At 29.3% G+C, this 21,992-nt stretch carries 28 protein-coding genes and 1 pseudogene; 4 read left to right on the forward strand and 25 right to left on the reverse strand.

The genetic code is table 11. The features are described from left to right. The first annotated feature begins 401 nt into the window (after nt 1-401). On the forward strand, nt 402-995 hold the full coding sequence (locus tag OREMA_RS0107700; protein WP_018248690.1) for an FxLYD domain-containing protein: 594 nt from the start codon (nt 402-404) through the stop codon (nt 993-995). Between the two features lie 60 nt (nt 996-1,055). Here the strand turns inward: OREMA_RS0107700 and OREMA_RS18320 are convergent, their stop codons facing one another. The 23 genes and pseudogenes from OREMA_RS18320 to OREMA_RS17405 all read right to left on the reverse strand — a co-directional run bounded on the left by OREMA_RS18320 (nt 1,056) and on the right by OREMA_RS17405 (nt 19,271). After that, entirely contained in the window at nt 1,056-1,988 is a 933-nt protein-coding gene (locus OREMA_RS18320; RefSeq protein ID WP_018248691.1) for a glucosaminidase domain-containing protein, read from the reverse strand. A gap of 167 nt (nt 1,989-2,155) precedes the next feature. Then, nucleotides 2,156-3,475: an ISLre2 family transposase gene (locus OREMA_RS0107710; RefSeq protein WP_018248692.1), complete on the reverse strand. Its 1,320-nt coding sequence runs from the start codon at nt 3,473-3,475 to the stop codon at nt 2,156-2,158. A 380-nt stretch (nt 3,476-3,855) separates the two neighbouring features. Further along, nucleotides 3,856-4,173, reverse strand: a complete 318-nt coding sequence (locus OREMA_RS0107720) for a cupin domain-containing protein (protein ID WP_018248693.1) — start codon at nt 4,171-4,173, stop codon at nt 3,856-3,858. 31 nt (nt 4,174-4,204) lie between these two features. Further along, nucleotides 4,205-4,342 (reverse strand): OsmC family protein, encoded by a 138-nt coding sequence (locus OREMA_RS18655; RefSeq protein ID WP_018248694.1) that lies wholly within the window; start codon nt 4,340-4,342, stop codon nt 4,205-4,207. Nucleotides 4,343-4,387: 45 nt separating this feature from the next. Beyond that, nucleotides 4,388-4,909, reverse strand: coding sequence for a permease (locus tag OREMA_RS0107730; protein WP_018248695.1), 522 nt, complete (start codon nt 4,907-4,909; stop codon nt 4,388-4,390). Further along, a complete protein-coding gene (locus OREMA_RS0107735) occupies nt 4,906-5,388 on the reverse strand; it encodes a permease (RefSeq protein ID WP_018248696.1) in 483 nt (160 codons plus the stop codon). Before OREMA_RS0107735 ends, OREMA_RS0107730 begins: the two co-directional genes overlap by 4 nt. Nucleotides 5,389-5,403: 15 nt before the next feature. After that, entirely contained in the window at nt 5,404-5,967 is a 564-nt protein-coding gene (locus OREMA_RS0107740) for a TetR/AcrR family transcriptional regulator (RefSeq protein ID WP_018248697.1), read from the reverse strand. Between the two features lie 379 nt (nt 5,968-6,346). Further along, nucleotides 6,347-6,733 (reverse strand): DUF134 domain-containing protein, encoded by a 387-nt coding sequence (locus OREMA_RS0107745; RefSeq protein ID WP_018248698.1) that lies wholly within the window; start codon nt 6,731-6,733, stop codon nt 6,347-6,349. A gap of 139 nt (nt 6,734-6,872) precedes the next feature. After that, on the reverse strand, nt 6,873-7,172 hold the full coding sequence (locus OREMA_RS0107750; protein ID WP_018248699.1) for a DUF5320 domain-containing protein: 300 nt from the start codon (nt 7,170-7,172) through the stop codon (nt 6,873-6,875). Between the two features lie 104 nt (nt 7,173-7,276). Next, the gene (locus OREMA_RS0107755) at nt 7,277-8,461 is read right to left on the reverse strand and encodes an MFS transporter (protein WP_018248700.1); all 1,185 of its coding nucleotides are present in this window, start codon (nt 8,459-8,461) and stop codon (nt 7,277-7,279) included. 273 nt (nt 8,462-8,734) lie between these two features. After that, entirely contained in the window at nt 8,735-9,226 is a 492-nt protein-coding gene (locus OREMA_RS0107760) for a flavin reductase family protein (RefSeq protein ID WP_018248701.1), read from the reverse strand. A gap of 18 nt (nt 9,227-9,244) precedes the next feature. Next, on the reverse strand, nt 9,245-10,069 hold the full coding sequence (locus OREMA_RS0107765) for an MBL fold metallo-hydrolase (protein ID WP_018248702.1): 825 nt from the start codon (nt 10,067-10,069) through the stop codon (nt 9,245-9,247). After that, nucleotides 10,066-10,935: a damage-control phosphatase ARMT1 family protein gene (locus OREMA_RS0107770; RefSeq protein ID WP_018248703.1), complete on the reverse strand. Its 870-nt coding sequence runs from the start codon at nt 10,933-10,935 to the stop codon at nt 10,066-10,068. The genes OREMA_RS0107765 and OREMA_RS0107770 overlap by 4 nt, the downstream gene beginning before the upstream one ends. A 19-nt stretch (nt 10,936-10,954) precedes the next feature. After that, nucleotides 10,955-11,393, reverse strand: a pseudogene (gene def, locus OREMA_RS17395) (peptide deformylase). A gap of 20 nt (nt 11,394-11,413) precedes the next feature. Next, entirely contained in the window at nt 11,414-11,818 is a 405-nt protein-coding gene (locus OREMA_RS0107780) for an acyl-CoA thioesterase (RefSeq protein WP_018248706.1), read from the reverse strand. A gap of 107 nt (nt 11,819-11,925) precedes the next feature. After that, nucleotides 11,926-12,723, reverse strand: coding sequence for an Mrp/NBP35 family ATP-binding protein (locus OREMA_RS17400; protein ID WP_018248707.1), 798 nt, complete (start codon nt 12,721-12,723; stop codon nt 11,926-11,928). A gap of 286 nt (nt 12,724-13,009) precedes the next feature. Continuing rightward, nucleotides 13,010-13,372: a NifB/NifX family molybdenum-iron cluster-binding protein gene (locus OREMA_RS0107790; protein WP_018248708.1), complete on the reverse strand. Its 363-nt coding sequence runs from the start codon at nt 13,370-13,372 to the stop codon at nt 13,010-13,012. Between the two features lie 329 nt (nt 13,373-13,701). Beyond that, nucleotides 13,702-14,568 (reverse strand): ATP-binding protein, encoded by an 867-nt coding sequence (locus OREMA_RS0107795; protein WP_018248709.1) that lies wholly within the window; start codon nt 14,566-14,568, stop codon nt 13,702-13,704. Then, on the reverse strand, nt 14,565-15,407 hold the full coding sequence (locus tag OREMA_RS0107800; protein ID WP_018248710.1) for an ATP-binding protein: 843 nt from the start codon (nt 15,405-15,407) through the stop codon (nt 14,565-14,567). Before OREMA_RS0107800 ends, OREMA_RS0107795 begins: the two co-directional genes overlap by 4 nt. 9 nt (nt 15,408-15,416) lie before the next feature. After that, nucleotides 15,417-15,782 carry a NifB/NifX family molybdenum-iron cluster-binding protein gene (locus OREMA_RS0107805; protein WP_018248711.1) on the reverse strand — a complete coding sequence of 122 codons (366 nt, stop codon included), beginning with the start codon at nt 15,780-15,782 and terminating at the stop codon, nt 15,417-15,419. 132 nt (nt 15,783-15,914) lie between these two features. After that, nucleotides 15,915-16,355 carry a Fur family transcriptional regulator gene (locus OREMA_RS0107810; protein ID WP_018248712.1) on the reverse strand — a complete coding sequence of 147 codons (441 nt, stop codon included), beginning with the start codon at nt 16,353-16,355 and terminating at the stop codon, nt 15,915-15,917. A gap of 252 nt (nt 16,356-16,607) precedes the next feature. Next, the gene (locus OREMA_RS0107815; protein ID WP_018248713.1) at nt 16,608-17,462 is read right to left on the reverse strand and encodes a 5'-nucleotidase, lipoprotein e(P4) family; all 855 of its coding nucleotides are present in this window, start codon (nt 17,460-17,462) and stop codon (nt 16,608-16,610) included. Nucleotides 17,463-17,657: 195 nt separating this feature from the next. Continuing rightward, entirely contained in the window at nt 17,658-19,271 is a 1,614-nt protein-coding gene (locus OREMA_RS17405) for a bacteriohemerythrin (protein WP_018248714.1), read from the reverse strand. 635 nt (nt 19,272-19,906) lie between these two features. Between OREMA_RS17405 and OREMA_RS0107830 the strand changes: the two genes are divergently transcribed. The 3 genes from OREMA_RS0107830 to OREMA_RS0107840 all read left to right on the forward strand — a co-directional run bounded on the left by OREMA_RS0107830 (nt 19,907) and on the right by OREMA_RS0107840 (nt 21,124). Next, on the forward strand, nt 19,907-20,419 hold the full coding sequence (locus tag OREMA_RS0107830; RefSeq protein ID WP_276324742.1) for a cyclodeaminase/cyclohydrolase family protein: 513 nt from the start codon (nt 19,907-19,909) through the stop codon (nt 20,417-20,419). Nucleotides 20,420-20,571: 152 nt separating this feature from the next. After that, the gene (locus OREMA_RS0107835) at nt 20,572-20,808 is read left to right on the forward strand and encodes an alpha/beta-type small acid-soluble spore protein (RefSeq protein ID WP_018248716.1); all 237 of its coding nucleotides are present in this window, start codon (nt 20,572-20,574) and stop codon (nt 20,806-20,808) included. Nucleotides 20,809-20,905: 97 nt separating this feature from the next. Next, nucleotides 20,906-21,124, forward strand: coding sequence for an alpha/beta-type small acid-soluble spore protein (locus OREMA_RS0107840; RefSeq protein ID WP_018248717.1), 219 nt, complete (start codon nt 20,906-20,908; stop codon nt 21,122-21,124). 52 nt (nt 21,125-21,176) lie between these two features. Here the strand turns inward: OREMA_RS0107840 and OREMA_RS0107845 are convergent, their stop codons facing one another. Together OREMA_RS0107845 and OREMA_RS0107850 are read right to left on the reverse strand one after the other, a co-directional pair. After that, on the reverse strand, nt 21,177-21,467 hold the full coding sequence (locus OREMA_RS0107845) for a hypothetical protein (RefSeq protein ID WP_018248718.1): 291 nt from the start codon (nt 21,465-21,467) through the stop codon (nt 21,177-21,179). 122 nt (nt 21,468-21,589) lie between these two features. Beyond that, nucleotides 21,590-21,952 (reverse strand): sirohydrochlorin chelatase, encoded by a 363-nt coding sequence (locus tag OREMA_RS0107850; protein WP_018248719.1) that lies wholly within the window; start codon nt 21,950-21,952, stop codon nt 21,590-21,592. Nucleotides 21,953-21,992: the final 40 nt, after the last annotated feature.

Here is a 21,992-nt window from a genome sequence, read left to right on the forward strand (position 1 = left end):
TTTTATAGCTAAAAATTACGTAACTATCTTCTATTCTAGCATAGAATAACAAGCCTAATCTACAATCATAATTTATAGTTCCTTATTGATTACTTATTAATTTCAACTTATTAGTGAATTATTATAATCTACCTTAGATCTAAACTCTTATGAAATATATTGGATCAAGCAAAAAATATCATTAGCATTAGTTTAGCATAAATTGATACTAAATACAATATGACTATTGGACTAAATTCTTATTTTATCTTAACAATAAAATTATAATTTCTCAACTAATAATATCTTCTTCTACTAAAATATTTATTAATTAAAACAGGAAATTAGAAAATAAAAATGAAATGATATTATAAATAGAATATTATTTTTTAGACACTTATTATTTTTTAGGAGGAGAGATTATGAGAAAAAAATATCTGATTTATTTATTTTTATGTTTGTTAGTAGCTAGTGTTACTGCCTTTGCTCAAAGTTTCTTAGTCATCAAATTTGATAAAACTAAACTTATGACTAAACCCCAAGGGCAAACTATAACAGAATTAGCTAAAGGAACTAAAGTTAAAATACTAGAATCTAAGGGGAATTGGAGTAAAATACAGCTAGAAGGATGGGTCTTAAAGGATTCAATTACAGATAATAGACCTCCAAAAAAAGAAAATTTAGTTAAAGAAAAGAATAAGAATAAAGCAAATAAAGATAGTAAAAATAAGAAGAAAGATACTAAAGTAACTAATAGTAGCTTTATCTATGGAAATGTTACACTAACTAGATCTTTTGGCTATACTAGAGTTAAGGGAAAAATAACTAATTACTCTGGTAAATATTTAGACCACGCTAAATTTAAAATAACCTTATATGATTCTAATAATAATCTAATTGGAACTGGATATACTACAATGAAAGAACTAAAACCTAATAAAACATATTCTTTTGCTACTTCTATTAGTTGTAATCCAGTTGAAGTTGAAAATTATAATATAGAGTTTCAAGAATAAAAATATAGCCCTTTAATACTAAAAAGATGTGTAGTTTTTTCTACACATCTTTTCTTTTTTCTATTTGATTTTTAATAATTTATCTATTTTCTTTAAATTATTATATTCAATAATATCCTTAACCTGTTCAACATAATCCTCTCTACGCTCAGAATAATTAATCAATCCTGCTGCTAACTTTAGGCTATCTAAATTCTGATTATTATTTCTTAAAGTAGATCTAATATCCCATAGTTTCTCATAAGCATAATGACTATTTAAATTATTTAGATAGCTAGCAATCGCTTCTTCAATAGTATCAAATTTTCTAATCTTATAAGTAGCATTTGCCGGTCTTGCTTTAGGAACTACTCCCGCAACATTTTCACTAAAAGTCCACTCACCAAAAATATTATTGGCCACCTTTGTAAAACGAGATGTTCCCCAGCCAGATTCACAAGCTGCTTGTGATAACACGAGGGATAAAGGAATAATATCTACTTTATAAAGCAATTCATCTAATTCATCTTTCACCGAATTGGCCTCTACATTATACTTATCAATCATCAGATTTAGCCATTGATTATCTTCTTTTTGCAATTTGCGATCAATATTATACTGTTTGACCAAAGAATTCAATTTAGCTCTATCCTTTAATATCTCTTGATTAGCATGATATGCTCCAATTAACATAATACTTAAAAATAACTCTTTTCGCTTTTTAGCATCTCTAATCTGATTAATATCTTCAGGAAACTTTTTTACTGCTATCTGTGGAACATCGATAATATCTTTATTTAAATCATAATCATATTCTAAAAATATCTTCTCCCAGTCCTTATAGCTTTTATAAGATATACTCTTAAATTCATTATTGCTACCACTAGCAGAAATACTTCCTTCTGTAAAATTATTTTCACTTTGATGCTCTCTAATAATATAAACTTCTAAACCAACAAGAGTAAGCAATATAAATAATATAAGTATTTTAAAAAACTTTCTTTTATTTATCATACTTTATCTACTCCTTGCTTTAAATAATCTAGAATAATTACTCAACTACTTATTAGTAACTATTCTAAATTAATTATACCATAGCCATCAAGCATTTTAAACTTATTATCTAGCTAGGATAGTGTCAAGTTTCTGTAGGTAAAAGTTTAAAACTCCTCTTTTGATAATTAAAGCAATGACTTTACTGCTTTAAACAGTCTAGTTCTTACTCCTTTATTTATACTTGGGATATTATTGCTTGGTTCAGCAAATTTCTTTTTCAAATTATTTTTCACTACTTTTGATTCTATTTCCACTATTTTTTCTTCTTTTTGCTCTTTTCTTGCTTTCTCTAGAATAATTTCTTTTAATTCGTATTCTGTTCCTCCATTAAATTTAAAAGACCTTAATCTTGCCATCTGATCTACTCCTACTTCAGACCAACCCATTGGTCTTGAACTTAATCTATCTGATAATATATGACTAACATGACCTTCAGCACTACAACCAATAGCATTTTCATCTTTATAATAGTTTACTATTCCAGCCCAGTTATTATAAATATAGCTTCTACTTTGTCTTATCGCTTTCTTCTTAGATTCCTTTTCAGCTTGAGATATCAATTCACTAAATATCTCTTTTATCTGTACTTTATCTAAATTATTTATTCCTTGCCAAAGATCAAATCTAAGCTTTTGGGCATGTCCTGTAGCCTTTAAAACATACTTATTTAAATGATATCTATCTAGTATCTGCTTACTTTTAGGCAACCACTTTAAACCCTCTTTAATCCAAAGTGCCCCATCTCCTGCAATATAAATCTGCTTTATGCTATCAAAGTCGTAATTATCCTCTATATAGTCCATAATTTCTAGCCACAAGTCTTCCGACTTGTTATACATACCTGAAAAGGAATAACTGTTCTTTAACTTATTTCTACCATTTTCTTTAATAATTCCTTCATGAACATAAACTAATCTTGGTACAGCATTCTTCCCGTTTTGCAAAGAAACATGGTCTTCATCAGCTTCTATATATAAATAATCAATCTTTCTTTTTGCTTTCGGATTACTTAATTTATCGTTTTCTATTTTACCTAATTTTCTTATTTTATTCATAACTGTTTGACCTGTTATAGTTAAATTATTCACTACTTCCTCTCCTACTTTGGCGTAAGATTTATCAATTGATAAATCTACTATCTTTGCTTCTAAGCCAGTATCTATCCTTTGATACTTATCTATACCTAATTTTTTATCTGCTAAATGTTCATACTCTTTATTGAACTTAGATTTATAATACCTTCTCTCAAATTCAACTTCACCAAACTCTGTTATCAATTTTCTCTTCTTTTTTCTTACTATCTTCCAATTCTTTTTACGCTCAGGACTTTCCTTAATTACTTCATCTATTACTTCTATAATATACTTACACAATTCTTTACCTAATTCATCAAAGTCTTTTCTTAGAGTATTTATAAAGTCTGAAATATCTTCTTTATCACTCAATAGAATATTTTTTTAAAAATTCTTCTGAATTATCCTTAATTTTTTCTCCAAACTGCTGTATAATTGTATCCATAGGGACTCCTCCTTTTTGTGTTTGGTTTGGGTTACTTAACACTTTATCAAAAGAGGAGTCCCTTTTTCTAATTTTTTGATTAAATTTACCTACACTTATTTTACACTAAGTCTAGCTAGCAGTAATAATCAATTACTTCCATTGCGCTTGAATATACAATACCACTGCAATATTAAGAAATGACAAGTTACTTTATTTACTCGTTACTCATCACTTATTACTAAAGTATATCATTATATAATTAAATATTTTTTCTGCAATAACAAAGGGATTGCTTAAAGCTCTCCCTTGCTAAAAAAATTAAGTTTTAAAGGCTTGGAGTCTTAACATTCAATACAACAAATTCTTCTTCTTGATCGGCTTTAAGAGACATCTTAGTATTTGGTGGACAGATAATAATATCTTTAGCTTCAACTACTGACTCTTCATCACCAATCTGTAATGTACCCTTTCCTTCTACAATATAGAAAAATACATCAACTGGCACAGAATGTTCTGGAACTACATCTCCAGGACTTAACACCAAATTCATTATTTGAGCATTATCATGCTTTAGTAACTTCTTAGCTACTACACCTCTTTTATTCTTACTTCCTTCAACCTGATCCATCTTAATAATTTCCATTACAATCTCCTCCTTAATTTGTTGTTAATCATTAGTTATTTATCTCAAAAGTAGTCTCAATCTCGATATCAGGATTTAAGGTATTCATCACAAAACATCTACGATGAGACTCTTTTAAAGCCTCTTCTAATTTATCTTCCTCAACATCTGCTTTAATCTCATAATACATAGTATATTAGCTAACAGCTAGTAGCTACTAGCTATTAGCCAATAACTAGTTTGCTCCAGCTTGAATCTCATAATTCTTATCATTTAAATATCTTTCCAATCCAATACTACTAATAATTATCAAAGGAATAGATACTATCAGTCTAATCATAGAAAATTTAAGGCCTAAAAAAGAAATTTCAAATAAGGTCATAGGCACTCTTGCAACAGCTGCTGCACCTAAATAAGTAAAGATTATTGCTAACCTAGCCCCTTTATTATATAGACTATAAGCAACTGGAAAAGCTACATATAATCCGCCGACAGCAGTACCTGACAATAAAATTGCCCAAATAAAAGCCAAAACCCCTGACTCTTGACCTAAATGTCGTTCAATAGTTTCTCTATCAACCCATACTTCAAACAATCCTATTAATAAAAATACTAGAGGGACAAATTTAATCATTGTTAAGGCAAAATCAGCAAAATTATTATAAATTTCTATACCTGTATTATAATTAAATTTAAAACTAAATAGAATAAAAATACTAAATAATATTAGTAGCCAATATTTCTTAATTACCTTCATATTAACTTCACCTCTCCATATACCATAGCTACTATTGCTGAAACAATCAAAGCTATTACCAGACCAACTAAATTTCTAGTAATTGCTACCTTATGACCAAAAAACTCCTTTTCAATTGGATAAGTTAAAATTCCTACCATCATCATTGTAGTTGTAAAAGAAGCCAAAACTGTATAACTGACCCCTTTATCCAATAAAACCCCTGCCAAAGGGAAAGCTATAAACCCTGGCATAAAAGATATACTACCCACTAAAATAGCAAAGACTAAACTCAATAAATAATTACCATTTCCTAAATAATTAATAATTAATTCATCAGAAATAAAATAAAGCGAGATAGCTACCAAGATTATCATATTTAAAAAAACTGCCAAATTCTTTGTTAATTTTTTGAAACCCAACTTCAACCCCTTAATGGTCTTATCTCTATCAAGCAAAAACAAGATAGCTATTATAAAGATAGATATTTGATATAACATTTTAACACCACCTTATTAATTTTTAACTCCACACCATAGTAAATTCATTAATTCCTCTTTTGTTTGATCAAAATTATAGTTTTCATTAAGTACAACCTTGCTAGCCATACCTCGAATAGTATAGAAGATTGCATTTGCTATCAAACTAGAATTTACATCTCTAATCTCTTTCTTCTTTTTAGCACTTTCAATCATTTCAGCCAATAATTCTGGTAGCTCATTGATAAAGTCATCAACTGCTTTTAAGCTATGCTTCCTGGGCAGTTGACTTTCCTGAACCAAAACTGAAGTTGTAGCAGGATTAGTCTCTAATTCTTGAAAATGTTCTTCTAAAAAAAGATTTAATTTCTCTTTAAAAGAAATGGCTTCAACTTTTAATCTCTTTAAAATATCCAACCTTTTATCAAATTCAACTTTAAAAATATAATTTAATATCTCCTCTTTATTAGAAAAATAATTATATACAGTACCTACAGCTATCTCTGCTTGCTCAGCAATTATTTGTACTTTAGTATTGTAATAGCCTTCTTCTGCAATAATTTCAATAGCAGTTCTTCTAATTAATTCTCTTTTATTCATTCTTATCACCTCAATTTAAGTATTATCTAATAATAGATCTCCAATTCTAAAATGAAACTTAATGAGTATAGTGCAAGATTTTGGCCGCCAGCTACTAGCTTTTAGCCTCTAGCTGTTAGTATTATTTTTATAAGCTTTAAGCAGCAGCTAATAGCCAATAGCCAGTAGTTAAATTTATTGTGATATTTCTCCTATAATAACAGACTTAAATATAGATATCTATATTTAAGTCTGTTATTACCAATCAAAGCAGAATGAATGAACGATCATTCACTTCGCTTTAAATAATATCACTCTTATCAACTAATTTCTGTGACTTTTATCACAGAAATTAGTTGATAAATTATATTAATCTATACTAAAACTTAATTCTTGATTCTTATTCTCTACAATCGGGACATTCTTCCTGACTTAATCTCTTCCTTCTTCTATGACCTGGCGAGAACTTCTTCCCACATTTACCACAACTATATTTGGCTAAACGATAATCTCCACCTTCAAATTTGATAGCTTTTCCTTCAATTAAAGCCTCAGCTACTTTAGAACGAGCTGTAGTTAAAACACGCTGAAAGGTAGGACGAGAAACCTCCATTCTTTCTGCAGCTTCACTTTGATTTAGTCCTTCTAAATCTTTTAAGCGAATTGCTTCCACCTCTTCAATAGTTAAAGTAACTTTAATCAAGTCCCTTTTAGGAACACCAGCTGGTTTAAAAAAGTTAATTTTTGGGATATATTCTACTCTTCTTTCTTTAGTTGGTCTAACCATATTTATCACCTCAACGTTTAGAATAATATACTTTAAATAAAGATAAAATTTAATTCTATCAATCTTATTATATATAATATCAAGCCCAGTGTAAAAAATATATTAAAAAGGGCTATCATAAAAGATAGCCCTTTTTTGATTAATCTTCCTTTAAACTTTTAAGATTATCTTCAATAATTTTTAATTCTTCCTTTAAAGCTTTTGCTTCTGCTTCTAAATAATTAATCTCATCTTCTCCTCTAACTACTCTCATTCTTCTACCTTCAGGATATCCTCTACCAAATCTTGTAGATCTACCTCCTCTAAAACCATAAGCTCTATTTCTACCTAAGAATCCCTGATTAGCACACCCATGACGATCATAACCAACACAATAACCAAGACCTCTACCAGTCATTGATCCTAAACCTTCAGGACCGCTTCCATCTCCTCTAGGCATTTACATCAACTCCTTTTTTATTTTTGAACATATGCTCATTACACTTATATTATATTCTTTTTATGAACATATGTCAATAACAAAACTATGTTTTTTAATAATTTCTATTTTTTATTTGCTAACTTTAAAATCACAGGTATAGAAATTAATAATAATAAGGGCATAATTCTATACATTGTATTCAGTCCATATAAATCAGCCCCTTGTCCAATAATTAAAGTAGCTAAAGCTGTACTTATAAAACTAATTGTCTTATAAAATCCATTGATAATTACTATCGGTTTTGAGTCGGCCTCTTGAACTAATGTAAGTATTACAGGATTAATTGAATAAATAAAGAATCCCAAAATAACAAGAAATATAAAGAGATATATTCCAGATGATAAAGTAAACCCTAACATAGCAATTGAAGTACAGATTAAAGAAATCAAAATCATCTTCGAACGTCCAATTTTATCAGATATTGATCCCCCTAGATAAGTACCTATTGCTCCAGAGATTTGTACAATAGTTAATGCCCCACCTGCTAACCACAAGGATACCCCTTTAGTAGCCTTTAAATAAGTAGGTAAAAACAATGTTAAGGATATCTTAATTAAACTCCAAAAAAACCTGATAATGCCTATCTTTAGGATAAAAGAAAAATGCCCTTCTATAAGTGAAAATAATGATGATTTATCTTCTTCCCCTTCTTCTTTGTTGAATATATTATCTAGCTTAATATTTTTAATCTTGCTATAAAAAAACAAAGCACAAACTAATCCTACAGAAATTAACCTATAACTTCCCTCTAATCCCCAAACTGATATAACACTTAGTATTACTAAAGGTCCCAAAGAACGAGCAGCCTCTCCTCCTAATTGATAAATACTTATGCCCCTACCTACTTTATCTCCACTCAACTCTTTAATTATTGGTGGAGTAAAAATGTGAAAGATTGCTGAAGTAATGCCAGTAATAAAAAGTAAAAATAATAACATCATATATGAAGAAAGTACACCTAATAAACTCATTAAAATAATCATAGTCATAGGAGCTACTATAATAAGATAATTTATATATCTTCTATCAATGTTATTAATAAATGAAGCAATAACTAAACTAAATATAGAAGGTAACTTCCTAATAATATTTAGTAAGCTAACTTGAAAATAACTCAAATCAAAGCGATCTATCAGTAAAGGTAATACTGGTGATAAAAATGACCCAAATATATCATGTAATAAATGAAGCAAAGCAACCGTAATAACCTCTCTTAAATAAAACCTTTCAACTTTATTATTTTTCATTAAATAAATCTCCTTCTCCAATATACTCAGATAAAATTAAAACTTCTCTACTTGAATAGAGAAGCTTGCTAATTCCAGTGTCATGAAATTCAACTATAAATTTAAATCTGATGCTATATGGGTATATTGCGATACTTTTAGGTGATAGGTCATAGGGGTTGGGCGTTAGTTTTTCCTAATACCTATCGCCTATCTCCTAGCGCCGAAACTGTCGCAATATCTATCTTAAGTTTCACTTTAAATTAACAGATCTATCTTCACCTTTAAATACTATTATAACAATTTAATTTTAGACAAATCTACTTTCCTTTCATCATCAAACAATTCTTCAGCTACATGAACCCTCTCCACTTTGCCAATAAACATTTCATGAGATCCAGTCAAGATAGAATCTACTACTCTACATTCAATATTAACAGGAAAATCAACTAAAAGTGGAACATTAACCTCTATTCCATCTTTCACTTCTAAATTCAAATTTTTAATTTTATTCTCATCTCTACCACTATGACTACCTAGATAATAATATTCTTTTTCTAACTCTTTGGGAACCAAATTAACTACAAAAACTCCTGTTTCCTTAACTATACTATAAGAGTAACGGGAAGGAACAATCCCCACCATAAGCATTGGTGGATCATAACTACAATTACCTGCATATGCTACAGCTAAAGCATTATCTTTTCCTTTTTGATCACGACAAGATACTATTAAATTAGGTCTAGGCTGTATACAATTCTTCAAAGTTTCTAACTCTTTTTTCATTATTTCTCCTCCAATATATTAAAAGATAAATTCTTTCCCAACTTGTCCTACTTTCACTTTATCCCTAAACTTCTCAGTCATTGCCTTCATAGCTTTAAATCCAGTACAATGTAAAGGTACAATCAATTCAAAATCTAAGTGATCTAAATAGTCAACAATCTCATTAATTCGCTTTTGACTAACATTAATTAAATGCATCCCACCAAGAATAGCATGAATCTTTTGACCATTAGTAACTCTTTTAATCTGCTCTAAAGTATTAATTACTCCAGCATGGGTACAAGCTAATAAAACTACTAAACCCCGATCAGTTTCAATAAATACTGCCTGCTCATCACTAAAGTCATCCTGTTCAACCTTTCCTAAGAACTCTTTTCTAAAACTTTTAGAAATTATTTCTCTATTATTTCTTCTTTTAATCTCACCAGTTAACCATAATCCTTCAACAATCTCTGTAGCCTCTTCAATAGAATTAAAATTTTTAATCTCTTCTCTGTTTATATTTAAACCTCGTAAGACTAAATCATCTCCCTTTTTGGAGTATTTAACCCTAAATGATTCTGGATGAGCATAAACTTCAAGTTCAGGATTTAAAGTTAAAATATCTTTTAATCCATTTCCATGATCATAATGACCATGACTTAATATAACCCCATCTATATCAGAAACTTCAATACCTAAAGCCTTGATGTTATGCATTAAAGCTAAACCTTGACCTGTATCAAATAAATAATTTTTCCCTTGATAACTAATTAAAAAGGAAAGTCCGTGTTCAGCTAATAAATTCTCTTTTGCTACCCTATTCTCTACTAAAATCTTAACCTTGATACTCTCTGAACTCAATCTAATCGCTCCTTTTGCTTTTTAAATCTAAATACTAAATCCCCTTCATTAACATCTAGTATTCGAGCAACCAAATTACATTTTGCTTTTAATAAGAAGAAGATAGGTGCTGAAACTGATGATAATCCTTCTAAATTTCCTTGACCTTTACTAATTATTATATCTGCTTGTTGATAAGCTAACCTAAATTCTTGAGTAGTATTATTAAGTATTGTACCTGGTGTTTTACAACCACTAGATATTAATTTACTTATCTGATCAAGACCAATCTCTTTGGCTTCTTTAATGCTTACATCATTTAAAACAGGTACTTCTCGAGTAGCATAAGTAATCTCAACCCCAAACTTATTTAACTCCTTTATTAATAATTTATCAAAGATAGCTTCCCCAGCATTATCGCCAATAATTAAGACCTTAGCCTCAGACTTTAATTTTTCTTTGAATAATTCAAAATCACTTTGAACAAATCCATTTTCTAAGGCATCTTCAATCTGATCTTTGATATTAACCTTAGAAAAAAGCCCAGCATCAATAGAATTACCTGTAGCAGCCATAATTAAAGCTCCTTGCAAAGAATCTGTAGCATCTTTAATTATTTTCTTTACTTTAGGATATAAGTTTAAAGCTAGTTTCATATGTTCTTCTTTAAATTTCTGATATGGATCAGCTACCCCAGTCTTCTCCTTAATAATCTGATGTACCTTCCCCACAATAGCAGGTGCTTTCTCCTTAGAATCAAGCTTAGGTATTAGTTGGGCATATTCATTCAAAATTTCTCTAATTAGAGCTTCATCTTCTGTTGCCATTCTACTTCCTTCTAAGGTTTGTCTAAAAATACAAGGTAAGCAATCCAATCTTAACTCCATAATTTACTCCTCTCAAAATTTAAATTACTCTATCAATAAATAAAACCCCTTTAAGATGATCAATCTCATGTTGAAAAGCTCGGGATAACAAGCCTTTACCTTCTAATTCAATTTTTTCTCCAAACCTATTTAAAGCTCTTACCTTAACTTTATAATTTCTCTCTACTTTTCCGGTTTGATTAGGGATACTTAAACAACCTTCTTGATCTATAAAAGTCTTCTTTGATTTCTCAATAATTTTAGGATTGATTAATTCAATTATTCCTTGCCCAATATCAATAACAACTATTTGCTTACTAATTCCCACCTGAGGAGCAGCTAATCCTACTCCATCTGCTTGATACATTTTTTGCCATTCTATATAATAAATCTCTAATCTTGCCGTTAACCTCTATTATCTCTTTAGCTTCAGTTCTTAAAACTGGATCTCCTAATTTTCTGATTTTCAAAGATATCATTTTTAATAACCCTCCTCATTTTATTCATTAGATATCATTTTCCAAATTTGTGGCTTTTCTCGCTGTAAAGAAAAAGGTTTAAAATCTTTATTAACAAAAGACTGTTTAGTACTTCCTGCCACTAATAATTCTTCACCTTTTTTAATTTCATAAGCAAAAGTAATTGTAACTCTCCTTAATTCTTTAATAAAAACCTTAATAAGAACTAAGTCATCATAATAAGTCCTTTGCCTATAAGAACAATTAACATCTATAACTGGTAATAAAACCCCAAGTTCCTCTAATTCTTGACAACTAATACCTTGCTTTCGTAAATACTCGTTTCTTGCTGATTCAAACCATTTGATATAATTAGAATGATGAACTATTCCCATTTGATCAGTTTCATAATACTGTACCCTATGCTGATATTGATAAGATTTCATAATAAACCTCCTATCCTCTTTCTTACTAAAAACTAAAATCATCTCCTTTATTAATCCTATATTAAAGATAAAAATAAAAATAATGGCGTAAATTTACGCCATTATTTTTATTTAACAATCTGTCTAGCTATCTTCTTAAACTCTTGACTAACTTTAGATTCAGGCTCTGTTAAAATTATTGAAGATCCCTGATCACTGCCTTCCCTGATTTTAGGAAGTAATGGTAATTCTCCTAACAACTTTGTACCTAAGTTATCAGCTATTCTTCCTCCCCCATTTTTACCAAAAATATATTCTTTCTTCCCACACTCTAAACACTCATAGTAAGACATATTTTCTATAACACCAATAATATTAGTATCAAGTTGTTTAGCCATATTCCCTACCCTAACCGCTACATTAGCTGCCGCCGCTTGAGGAGTAGTCACTACCATAACATCAGCATCAGATATTTGTTGCATTATATTTAAAGTCATATCACCAGTTCCTGGAGGTAAATCAAATAATAGATAATCTAGTTCACCCCATATTACCTCTTGCATAAATTGCTTTAATACTCCTAATAACATAGGCCCACGCCAAATAATTGCTTTATCTTCTGTTACCATAGAACCCATGGACATAACCTTAATCCCTTCAACTTGAGGAGGAATTATCTCTTCCTCATTTCTTCCCCGAGGTTTCTCTTTTAAACCCATAATTCTAGGTATACTAAAACCATAAATATCAGCATCTATTACTCCAACCTTTTTACCTAATTTATTCAAAGCAAAAGCAAGATTAGCAGTAACTGTAGATTTCCCTACTCCACCTTTACCACTTGTAATCGCTATCATCTTTTCTTGAATTAGACCATGTTCAAGTTCAAACCAGCCTTTTTCCTTTGATTTATATAATTTATCCATTATATCCCTCTCTCTACTTTATTATAGAAATTATGCACAGTTAGCAAAAAATCAGAAGTATCACTTAATGGAGATATTAAGACAGTAGGTAGATAGTAAGCAATAACTAGTGACAGGTAACAAATTAATTAATTTACTTACTACTTACTGATTATTTGTTACTTGTTGCTTGTTACTAAATTATCCTAATATCCCCTTATCTCTATGTCTTCACAAAAAAGTTATAGAACTATGTTTTTCTCTTTAAATTATAAACTGTACACTGTCAATTGTTAATTATTCTTTATTAATGATCACAATCATGGTCTTCATGGTCATGCTCACAAATATCTTCTTCAGTATCTAAACTATCTTTAAGATATAGATTTATTACATCATCTATTAATCCACTAGCTCCACTAACTACTTCAATATTATTAGCATCAAAAATATCTTTAGCTCTTCTTCCCATACCTCCTGCTAAAATCACATCTACATTATGCTCTTGATTAAGAAATCTTGGCAAAAATCCAGGTTCATGACCTGGGTTATCTATCTTTTCTTTAGCTTTAATCTCTCCACCTTCACTTTTAACAATGGTAAATTGACTACATCTCCCAAAATGAGCAGAAACCTGATCTCCCTCTGTAGGTATTGCTAATATTTTCATAATTAACACTCTCCTTTAGTTAATAATATTTGAACTATCTCAATGAAACATTTTGAAACAAAGATACTTTTAGCCACGCACCCTGAAGGAAGAGGTTTTCCTCTTGAGGAAGTAGTCCAGAGCTGAATTAACACTGATAAAAACAGATAAATTATAGACTAATCTAGACTTTAAGAACTATATTTTATAGCTATTAATTTCTACTTGCTTTTATCTTCAAGTTGCTTTAATTTAAATCCCCATAAATTTTTGATTCGTGGCTATTAGTGTTAATTCGTGATTAAATCTGATTTTAAATCACTTGAATTTATTACTTGAAAGTAATATTTTTAATTATCAATTATAAATTCTAAATTATCCATTATATTTCCAATTGCAGCACTAACGGGACTCTTAGCAGCATACTCTACTATTAATTTTCCTTGTCTCATTGCATCTACAATTTTAGGGGAAAAGGGAATTTTTCCGATTACAGATATATCTTTTCTCCTGCAATATTCTTCTATTTCAGCAGTCAAAGCTAAATTCAAATCATATTTATTAATTGCTACCATAGCTGCTATCTTAAAATGCTTAACTACTTTTAGTACTCGCTTTAAATCAGCAAGACCAGATTTAGTAGGTTCAGTAACAATTAATACATAATCAACACCATTAATTGAAGCAATTACTGGACATCCTACCCCTGGTGATCCATCAATTAAGAGCAACTCTTTATTCTCAACTTTTGCTATCTCTTCTGCATTCTCTTTTACTTTACTTACTAACTTACCCGAATTTTCAGCTCCTACCTTTAGCTTAGCATGAGTCATTGGAGCAAATTTAGTTTTAGACCTATATAAATCCCCAGTCTCTTCTAGCTTTAGTTCAAAAGCCTGAGTAGGGCATTTAGCTACACACAACCCACATCCTTCACAACGCATTTCATCTACTTCAAACTTAGATGTTATAGCTTTAAAATTACATAATTCTTTACATAAACCACAATCAACACATTTATCATTATCTTTAACAGCTACTTTTGCCCCTTTAAAAATATCTGCTTTAATCACTTCAGGCTTCATTAACAGATGCATATTAGGAGCATCTACATCACAATCAGCTAAGACTAAATTAGAAGCTAAAGCTGCTAAATTAGCAGTTACTGTCGTCTTACCTGTCCCACCTTTTCCACTGATAACTGTTAATTTTTTCATTTAATCACCTGCTCAATTTGAGCAAAAACTTCTTTAAATTTCTCTTTCCATTCAGGCATCTCTTCTACAAAAGAAATTCCTTCTGAATATAGTTCAGCAATTTCTCGCTTAAAAGGAATCTTAAGTAAAATATCACTATTCTCATCAATAGCATATTCTTCAATTAACTTATCAGCTTCCTCTTCTGAACGATTAATTATAATTCCATAAGGTTTAGCTAATTCTTTAACGACTTCTACTGCCATTTTTAAATCATGTAACCCAAAAGGTGTTGGTTCTGTTACTAAAATACAATAGTCAGCATCAGTAATTGCTGCTATTGTCGGGCAAGTAGTTCCTGGAGGAGCATCCATAATTACAGTTTTGTTTTGAGAAATATTTTGATTTAAAGCCTCAATTACAGGTACTGCTGAAGCTTCACCAATATTTAGCTCCCCTTGCCAAAACTCCATTCCATTAACTGATTTATCAACTTTAATTTTACCTGCTTCTTTATCCTTTTCGCTAATTGCATCTTCAGGACAAATATACTTACATCCTCCACAACTATGGCACATCTCTTCAATAACAAGAACTTCTTCTGACAATAATACTAAAGCATTGTATTCACAAAAATCAACACATTTGCGACAGGCAGTACATCTATTTTGCTCAACTATTGGTACTTTTCTTAATACTTGTTGATAATCTCGCCCAAAATCAGGCTTAATAAAGATATACGAATTAGGTTCTTCTACATCTGCATCAAAAAATTGAACATTATCTAATGATAAAGCTAAATTAGTAGAAACAGTAGTTTTACCTGTACCACCTTTTCCACTCAATACAGTAAGCTTCATTTTATTCACCTACATTCCATGATGTCCTGCATTAGTAGGCGCAGCTACCTCTTTTAATTCTTTATTTTTATATTTAATAATTGCTTCTTCAATTGTTTTTTCTTTAATAGGGTATACTTTAATACTAGCCTTATCTAAAACATCAAAGGCTTTTGGTCCAACATTAGCAGTAATTATCCCTTCAACACCTTGATCTACTATGGTTTGAGCAGCTTGAATGCCTGCCCCTCCAGAAGCATTTTTAGCTACATTATCAATAAAATCAACTTTATCATGATTTAAATCAATTATTGCAAAATAAGGTGCTCTTCCAAATCTAGGATCAACTTTAACACTTAAAGCACTATTATTACTAGCTGTTACTGCAATCTTCATTTAAGTTCCTCCCCTTTATTTTTAACATTAGTTCATAACTTGATTTATAATTATTATATCTTCATTTCGAACATATGTCAATAACTTTTTGGTCATATGTCTATTTCTTACATCTTCCCCACTTACTAAAAGTTATTCATTCTCAGAACATTTTGCACAATAACCTTTGATAGATACATAAGAATCAAAACATTCAAAACCCTTGTCTATTCTTAATTTTTGACTGAGATTGTCTACTAGTAAACCTTGAACATCTATAATTGCTCCACATTTTTTACAGATCAGATGATGATGCTTTTCTTTCTCCTGAAAAATAAATTCATATTTAAATATATCACCTATGTTTATTTTAGAAATAACTCCATTATTTTTAAACAAATCCAAACTACGATAGACTGTTGCAATTCCTATACTCTCATAATCACTTTTTACTAAATTATATATATCCTCTGCTGATAAATGTTTGTCTCTATTTTTAATTAGTACCGCTAAAATATGTTTTCTCTGAACTGTTAAAGTATTATTCAGCTCTTGAGCTATTGAATTAATTAATTCTTCCACATAATTACTCATAAGCAATTCACCACCTTATTTTATATGATTATTATAACTATATTATGAGCATATGTCAATAACTATTTTGCTGATATCTCCTTTTGAAATTTTTTACTAATATTGGAGAAATAAAAAATATTAGTAGATCTTAATAATTATTATAAGTAATATAAAACAAAGGCTTACAACCTTAAGGTTGTAAGCCTAAATAAAATAATTATATTGTAAAAAAGAAGACTAGATACAAATTATATACTTACTAAAAATATTCTACTCATTATTCTTCCATTGCTTTAAATTCTCCTTACGTGCTTTACTCTTAGCTTCTGGGCTTCTATCCCAATTATAATCATAAACTGCTCCTTCCCATTCGCCATACATTGGATTTGGGAGCAAAATGAATTCTCCTCCAAATTTACTCTTATATTGATCTACAACATCAAAGCGCTCTTGTATCCTTTTATCTGCAAAAGCATTTTTAAAATCATTTAAATTATCGCCCATCAAGAGAATAATACGATGATTTTGATCTACTACCTTCCTTCTAGGCTCTTTATCTGATGTATCTGTTCTAGTCAATACATGTTCTGAATCTGCCTGAGGAAATTTCAAGTCTTTCAAATTCTTAACAGTAGCCTCTTCTAAGTGAGACTTACGATTAGTTATATAAAATACATCCCCTCCATTATCAACTACATAATTCAAGAAATCTATTGCTCCAGGCAATGCCTTTGCTTGAGCAGAATTAACCCAGTCATCCCAACCTTTAGGGTAAGATATATTCTTTCCTACCAAATATGCTTCATAGGGACTGTTATCTAATACTGTCTCATCAACATCAACAATAACTGCTCTCTTCTCCCTGGAAGTATTATTTTTTAAATCATTATCAAATATCAATTTAGCCATATTAAAGGCTTGATAAGACAAAGCTCTCATCTCTGCTGCTGTCTGATACCAGAGAGTTCCCATAACTAACTGTTCATTTAAGTCTTTAAGCTTATATTCTGCTGGATTATTCTCCTTTGGAATTTCTTCTTGCTGTTGAGTACATCCACCAAAAACAGCTATAGTTATTCCTACTAAGAATAAAATTAAGTATTTGCTAGTAAATCTTCTTTTCATAATCTCCTCCTTTTTTTAAACTAAAATTAATAATAGTATGTGATTATATTTCATAAATAATACAATAGCAAAAATCTATATTAATAATTAAAAATATCTTAGCTCAATTGTTTTATCCCCTACAAATATTAAGACCTCTTCACTATAGTGAAGAGGTCTTAATTTATAAACTTACAATCTAAGTACTTATTCTATTTATTCATCTTCTATCATCTTTATATGTTTAGCCAACTTTTGGTCTTCCCTTTTAATATGCTCTATTAACCAACCAGTAACCATCTTATTTAATTTCATTAATGAGCTAGTATTCATAGTTTCATTATAATTATCTATAACATCTTGAACTGCTTTTTCAAAGTTATGATGTATTCGCTTATGATTTTCATAGTCAGGATAATTATATTTCCGTTGAATTTCTTCTTCATCTCTAAAGTGCTTGTCAATATAATCAACTAAAAAGTCTAATACTTCTTTAATCTCGCCTTCTCCATTTTGATTTTTATATGCCTCTAATAAGTAATTTGCTTTCTCAAAAATACCTTGATGCTGTGTATCTATCTTCTCAACTCCAACTTCATATTTCCTGTTCCATTTAGTTCCATTATTTTCACCTTGACTCTGTTCAATATTAAAATCATCAACAATTGACTTTAAATCTACAGCTTTCTCTTCTAAATCTTGAGAAGAATTGTTTATTTCTTCTGACATATCTTCTATATCATTTGATGCAGACATTAAATCTTCACTGCTTTTCACTAAATCTTGTGCAGCATAAGCTATCTGCTCAATCTGAGCAGCTGTCTCTTCACTTGCTTCTTCTATTAAACTAAAGACTTGATTTGTCTCTTCAGTAATTTTTTGACCTTCAGCAGTCTTCTCTTCTACCTCTTTAATAGATTTAATAACTTTTTTAGAATTATCTCTAGTATTTTCGATTAAATCCTTAACATTAGAAGTAGCTTTAGCTGTCTCCTCAGCCAATTCTCTAATCTCATCTGCTACCACTGTAAAACCATGTCCATGTTCTCCAGCTCGAGCTGCTTCAATTGCTGCATTTAAAGCTAATAAATTTGTCTGATCAGCAATATTATTGATTAACTCTGCTATTTGTCCAATTTCTTGTGTATTTTCATTTAAATCTTCAATCAAAGTAACTGCTCCTTGAACCTCTTGACTAATACTTCTCATCTTATCTACAGTTTCTAACATATTTTCTCTACCAATATTAGCCTGTGAAGTAGATTCATCGGCAAAGCTTGTCACTTCTTCACTACTAGCTGAAACTTCTTCAATACTAGCTGATATATCTTCAATTAATCTATTAGTTGTTTCTATAGCAGCATTTCCTTCTTCAGTACTAGCAGATAATATCTCACTATATAATAATAGGTTTTCTGAATCCTCTGATACTCTAGTGATTAAATTATTTTGTTGCTGGACTAAGTTATTCAGAGCTTCAAAGATTCCACTAAATTCACCTTTAACATCTAGAGGTAATCTTATAGATAAGTCTCCTCCAGTCACCTTAACAAGTGCTGAATTGACTTTTTCTAAATTTACTCTAATCTGCCTAACTATCCCCAACATAAAAATACCAATAATTAATATCGCAACTACTATAAAAATAGAAGAAAAGGTTAATAAGCTTCCTTTTAATTGAATTAAGTTAGAACTATTTATCTCCCCGGCTTGAAATTTAGTAAATTTCAAATTTATTAACATATTAATACTAAGCAAAGCAATAACTAAGCCCAAAACTAATGTCAGCAAAACCTTATTTCTGAGATTAATCTTATTAATTAGCTTCATCTTATCCCTCCCATAATTAACTCAATGTAACAATTAACATACTTTATAAATTACTAATTAAAAATCTAAGCTTTAAGTATATTTGATATTCTAATTAGCTATCATCTCCTTATCATCATAATCTGAAAAGATTTTTACTTTATGAAATTTTCTTATAACTCTACTAGAATAATTCATTAAATTAAAATAATCATTATTATAACTAAAATCCCTGCTTCCCAGAAAAATTAGGTGCTGATAGATAAAATAAGTTCATACAACAAATTGATATTAGAAATAAATAAATCTCCTATCTTTGAATAGTTGGGTTATTATATTTTTCTATAACTTTAGACAATTTTCCTCTTTTTAATAGACAATAATATTTAAATTGACCATAATTAAAAAGATAAAACTATTTTTAGAAATATCCAATCTTAGAATTAAATCTAAATCTATCGTTATAAACAAAAAAAGTGATAGTTTAGAAATCAGGAGATAGGTAAATCCTAAAGCCTACCTCTTAAACCTAATACCAAAAAATAGTAATAAGAAATTCAAAAATATCTTTTACTTATCAACTGAGCTAATATATAATTTAATAAACTATAAACCAGAATAAGAAGGGGAGATTAAAAATTATTATAGATAAATCAATTAAAGAATTTAGTCAACTCATCAGTAGTACAAAAAATCCTGTTCCAGCAGGAGGATCAACAATTGCTACCACAGCTTTATTGGGAGCTGCTTTACTTAAACTTGCTTATCAGGTCAGCAATATAGCAACTATAGAAGAAGAAAGATTAAACAAGATAGAAGAAAATCTTCTCAATTATATTGATAAAGATGTTATCGCCTTTAAAATTAATCAAAATAAAAAATTCAAAGATCCTGAATCTCTTAAAGAAATAATAGATATACCTTTACATATAGCTCAAGACTCTAAAATAGCTCTTAGTATGGGCCTTGCAATAAGAGAAGAAATAAAAGAGAGTGTAAAAGCAGATTATCATATCTCTATCTTAAACCTAAAGACCAGTATTAAAGGAGCAATAAAGATTATTGAATCCAATTATCAATTCTTTGACAATAATAACTATCTACATCAAGTACAAAATAAGATTAAAAATATCAAAAAATTTATTACAACTGAAAATTTAAAAATTTAAGAATCTATAATATTTTAATTTAGATATTATATCCACAATAATATTTTATAAACAATTTTAGGTGATTGAATTATTTTATATAAAACTTAACTTGTATCAATTTAATTTTAAGAGAAATAATAGTAATATAAAATAAAAGAGGAGGTGAAAAATTGTCTATTAGAAGCAATAGTAATAGATTGCTTAACCCAATGGCTAAACAAGCTTTAGATAAGTTTAAATTAGAAGTGGCTGAAAACCTTAATATATCTGATGATTATAAATCTGGCTATTGGGGAAATTTAACTTCTCGCGAATGTGGATCTGTTGGTGGTGAAATGGTTAAGCGTATGATAAATAAATATGAGAATAATACGACTAATGGGCAAAAGATTACCTCAGCTAAATAAAAAAATCCCCAACTGTTAGAATGCTTCCAAACTATCATCTGCTAATGATTAAGTTATTACTATTAACTAAAATAGATATTTAAAGGAGGAATTTAAAATGTCTATCAGAAACAATAGTAATAAATTATTAAATCCCATGGCCAAACAGGCTTTAGACAAGTTTAAATTAGAAGTGGCTGAAAACCTTAATATCTCTGATGATTATAAATCTGGCTATTGGGGAAATTTAACTTCTCGCGAATGTGGATCTGTTGGTGGTGAAATGGTTAAGCGTATGATAAATGAATATGAGAATAATCTAGCGAATAAACAATAAATTAAATAATAAAAACCCTAGCATTGCTAGGGTTTTTATTATTTAATTTATCCTAATTCTGTGGCTCTCTTTCTAAAAAGTCAACGATAAATTTAATAACAGGGAAGCTTTTAATTTTATCTTCTAAATTATTATTATCAATACTCTCTTTTATCTCCGAAATTTTTCCTTTATCAACTAAGCTTTCAGCTTTATCTTTAATTTCATAACTTTCAGAAGAAACATTCTTTAAAGCTTCTAAATAAAAAGATTTAATCTCTATTTTATCCTCATCTTTTTCTTTGATTATTTCGGTATTATATAGAATCTCTAAACTAGAAATAAAATTTCTTTTATTGCCCATCTTTTCTAGCCTCCCTCCTAGTATAGCTATAAATATTTTATCAACATATATAATTCTTCGCAAAAGAAATTAATGGGATTGAAATTAATATCTAATTTAATAAAAATCAAAACTCTAAGTTTTTATAAAATATTCAATTTAGAAGCAATTAACTTTTTCAATAAGTCATTATTAGCAGCTAAGTGATTAGTTGAAGTAAATTTAATTTTAGAATATCTTTCTTCAGCTTTAGAAATTAAATTAGGAATATCTTTTTTTACATGTTTTCCTGCAAATATAAATAAAGGTATAATAATTATCTCTTTAACTTCTAAACTTATTAACTCATCTACAGCTTTCCAAAAATCTGGCTTTGAAAATTGTAGATTTGCACCCTTTACAGGAATATCTAAACTCTCTTCTAATTGACTACTTAAATCAACTAGTTCCTGATTAGCTGTAGGTGATTTACTACCATGACTCAATAATACTATTCCTTTTTTCATTTTAAGCAACCACCTTTCTTTGTAATAATAATACTTTATA

The sequence above is a fragment of the Orenia marismortui DSM 5156 genome (genome assembly GCF_000379025.1).
GTDB lineage: Bacteria > Bacillota > Halanaerobiia > Halobacteroidales > Halobacteroidaceae > Orenia > Orenia marismortui.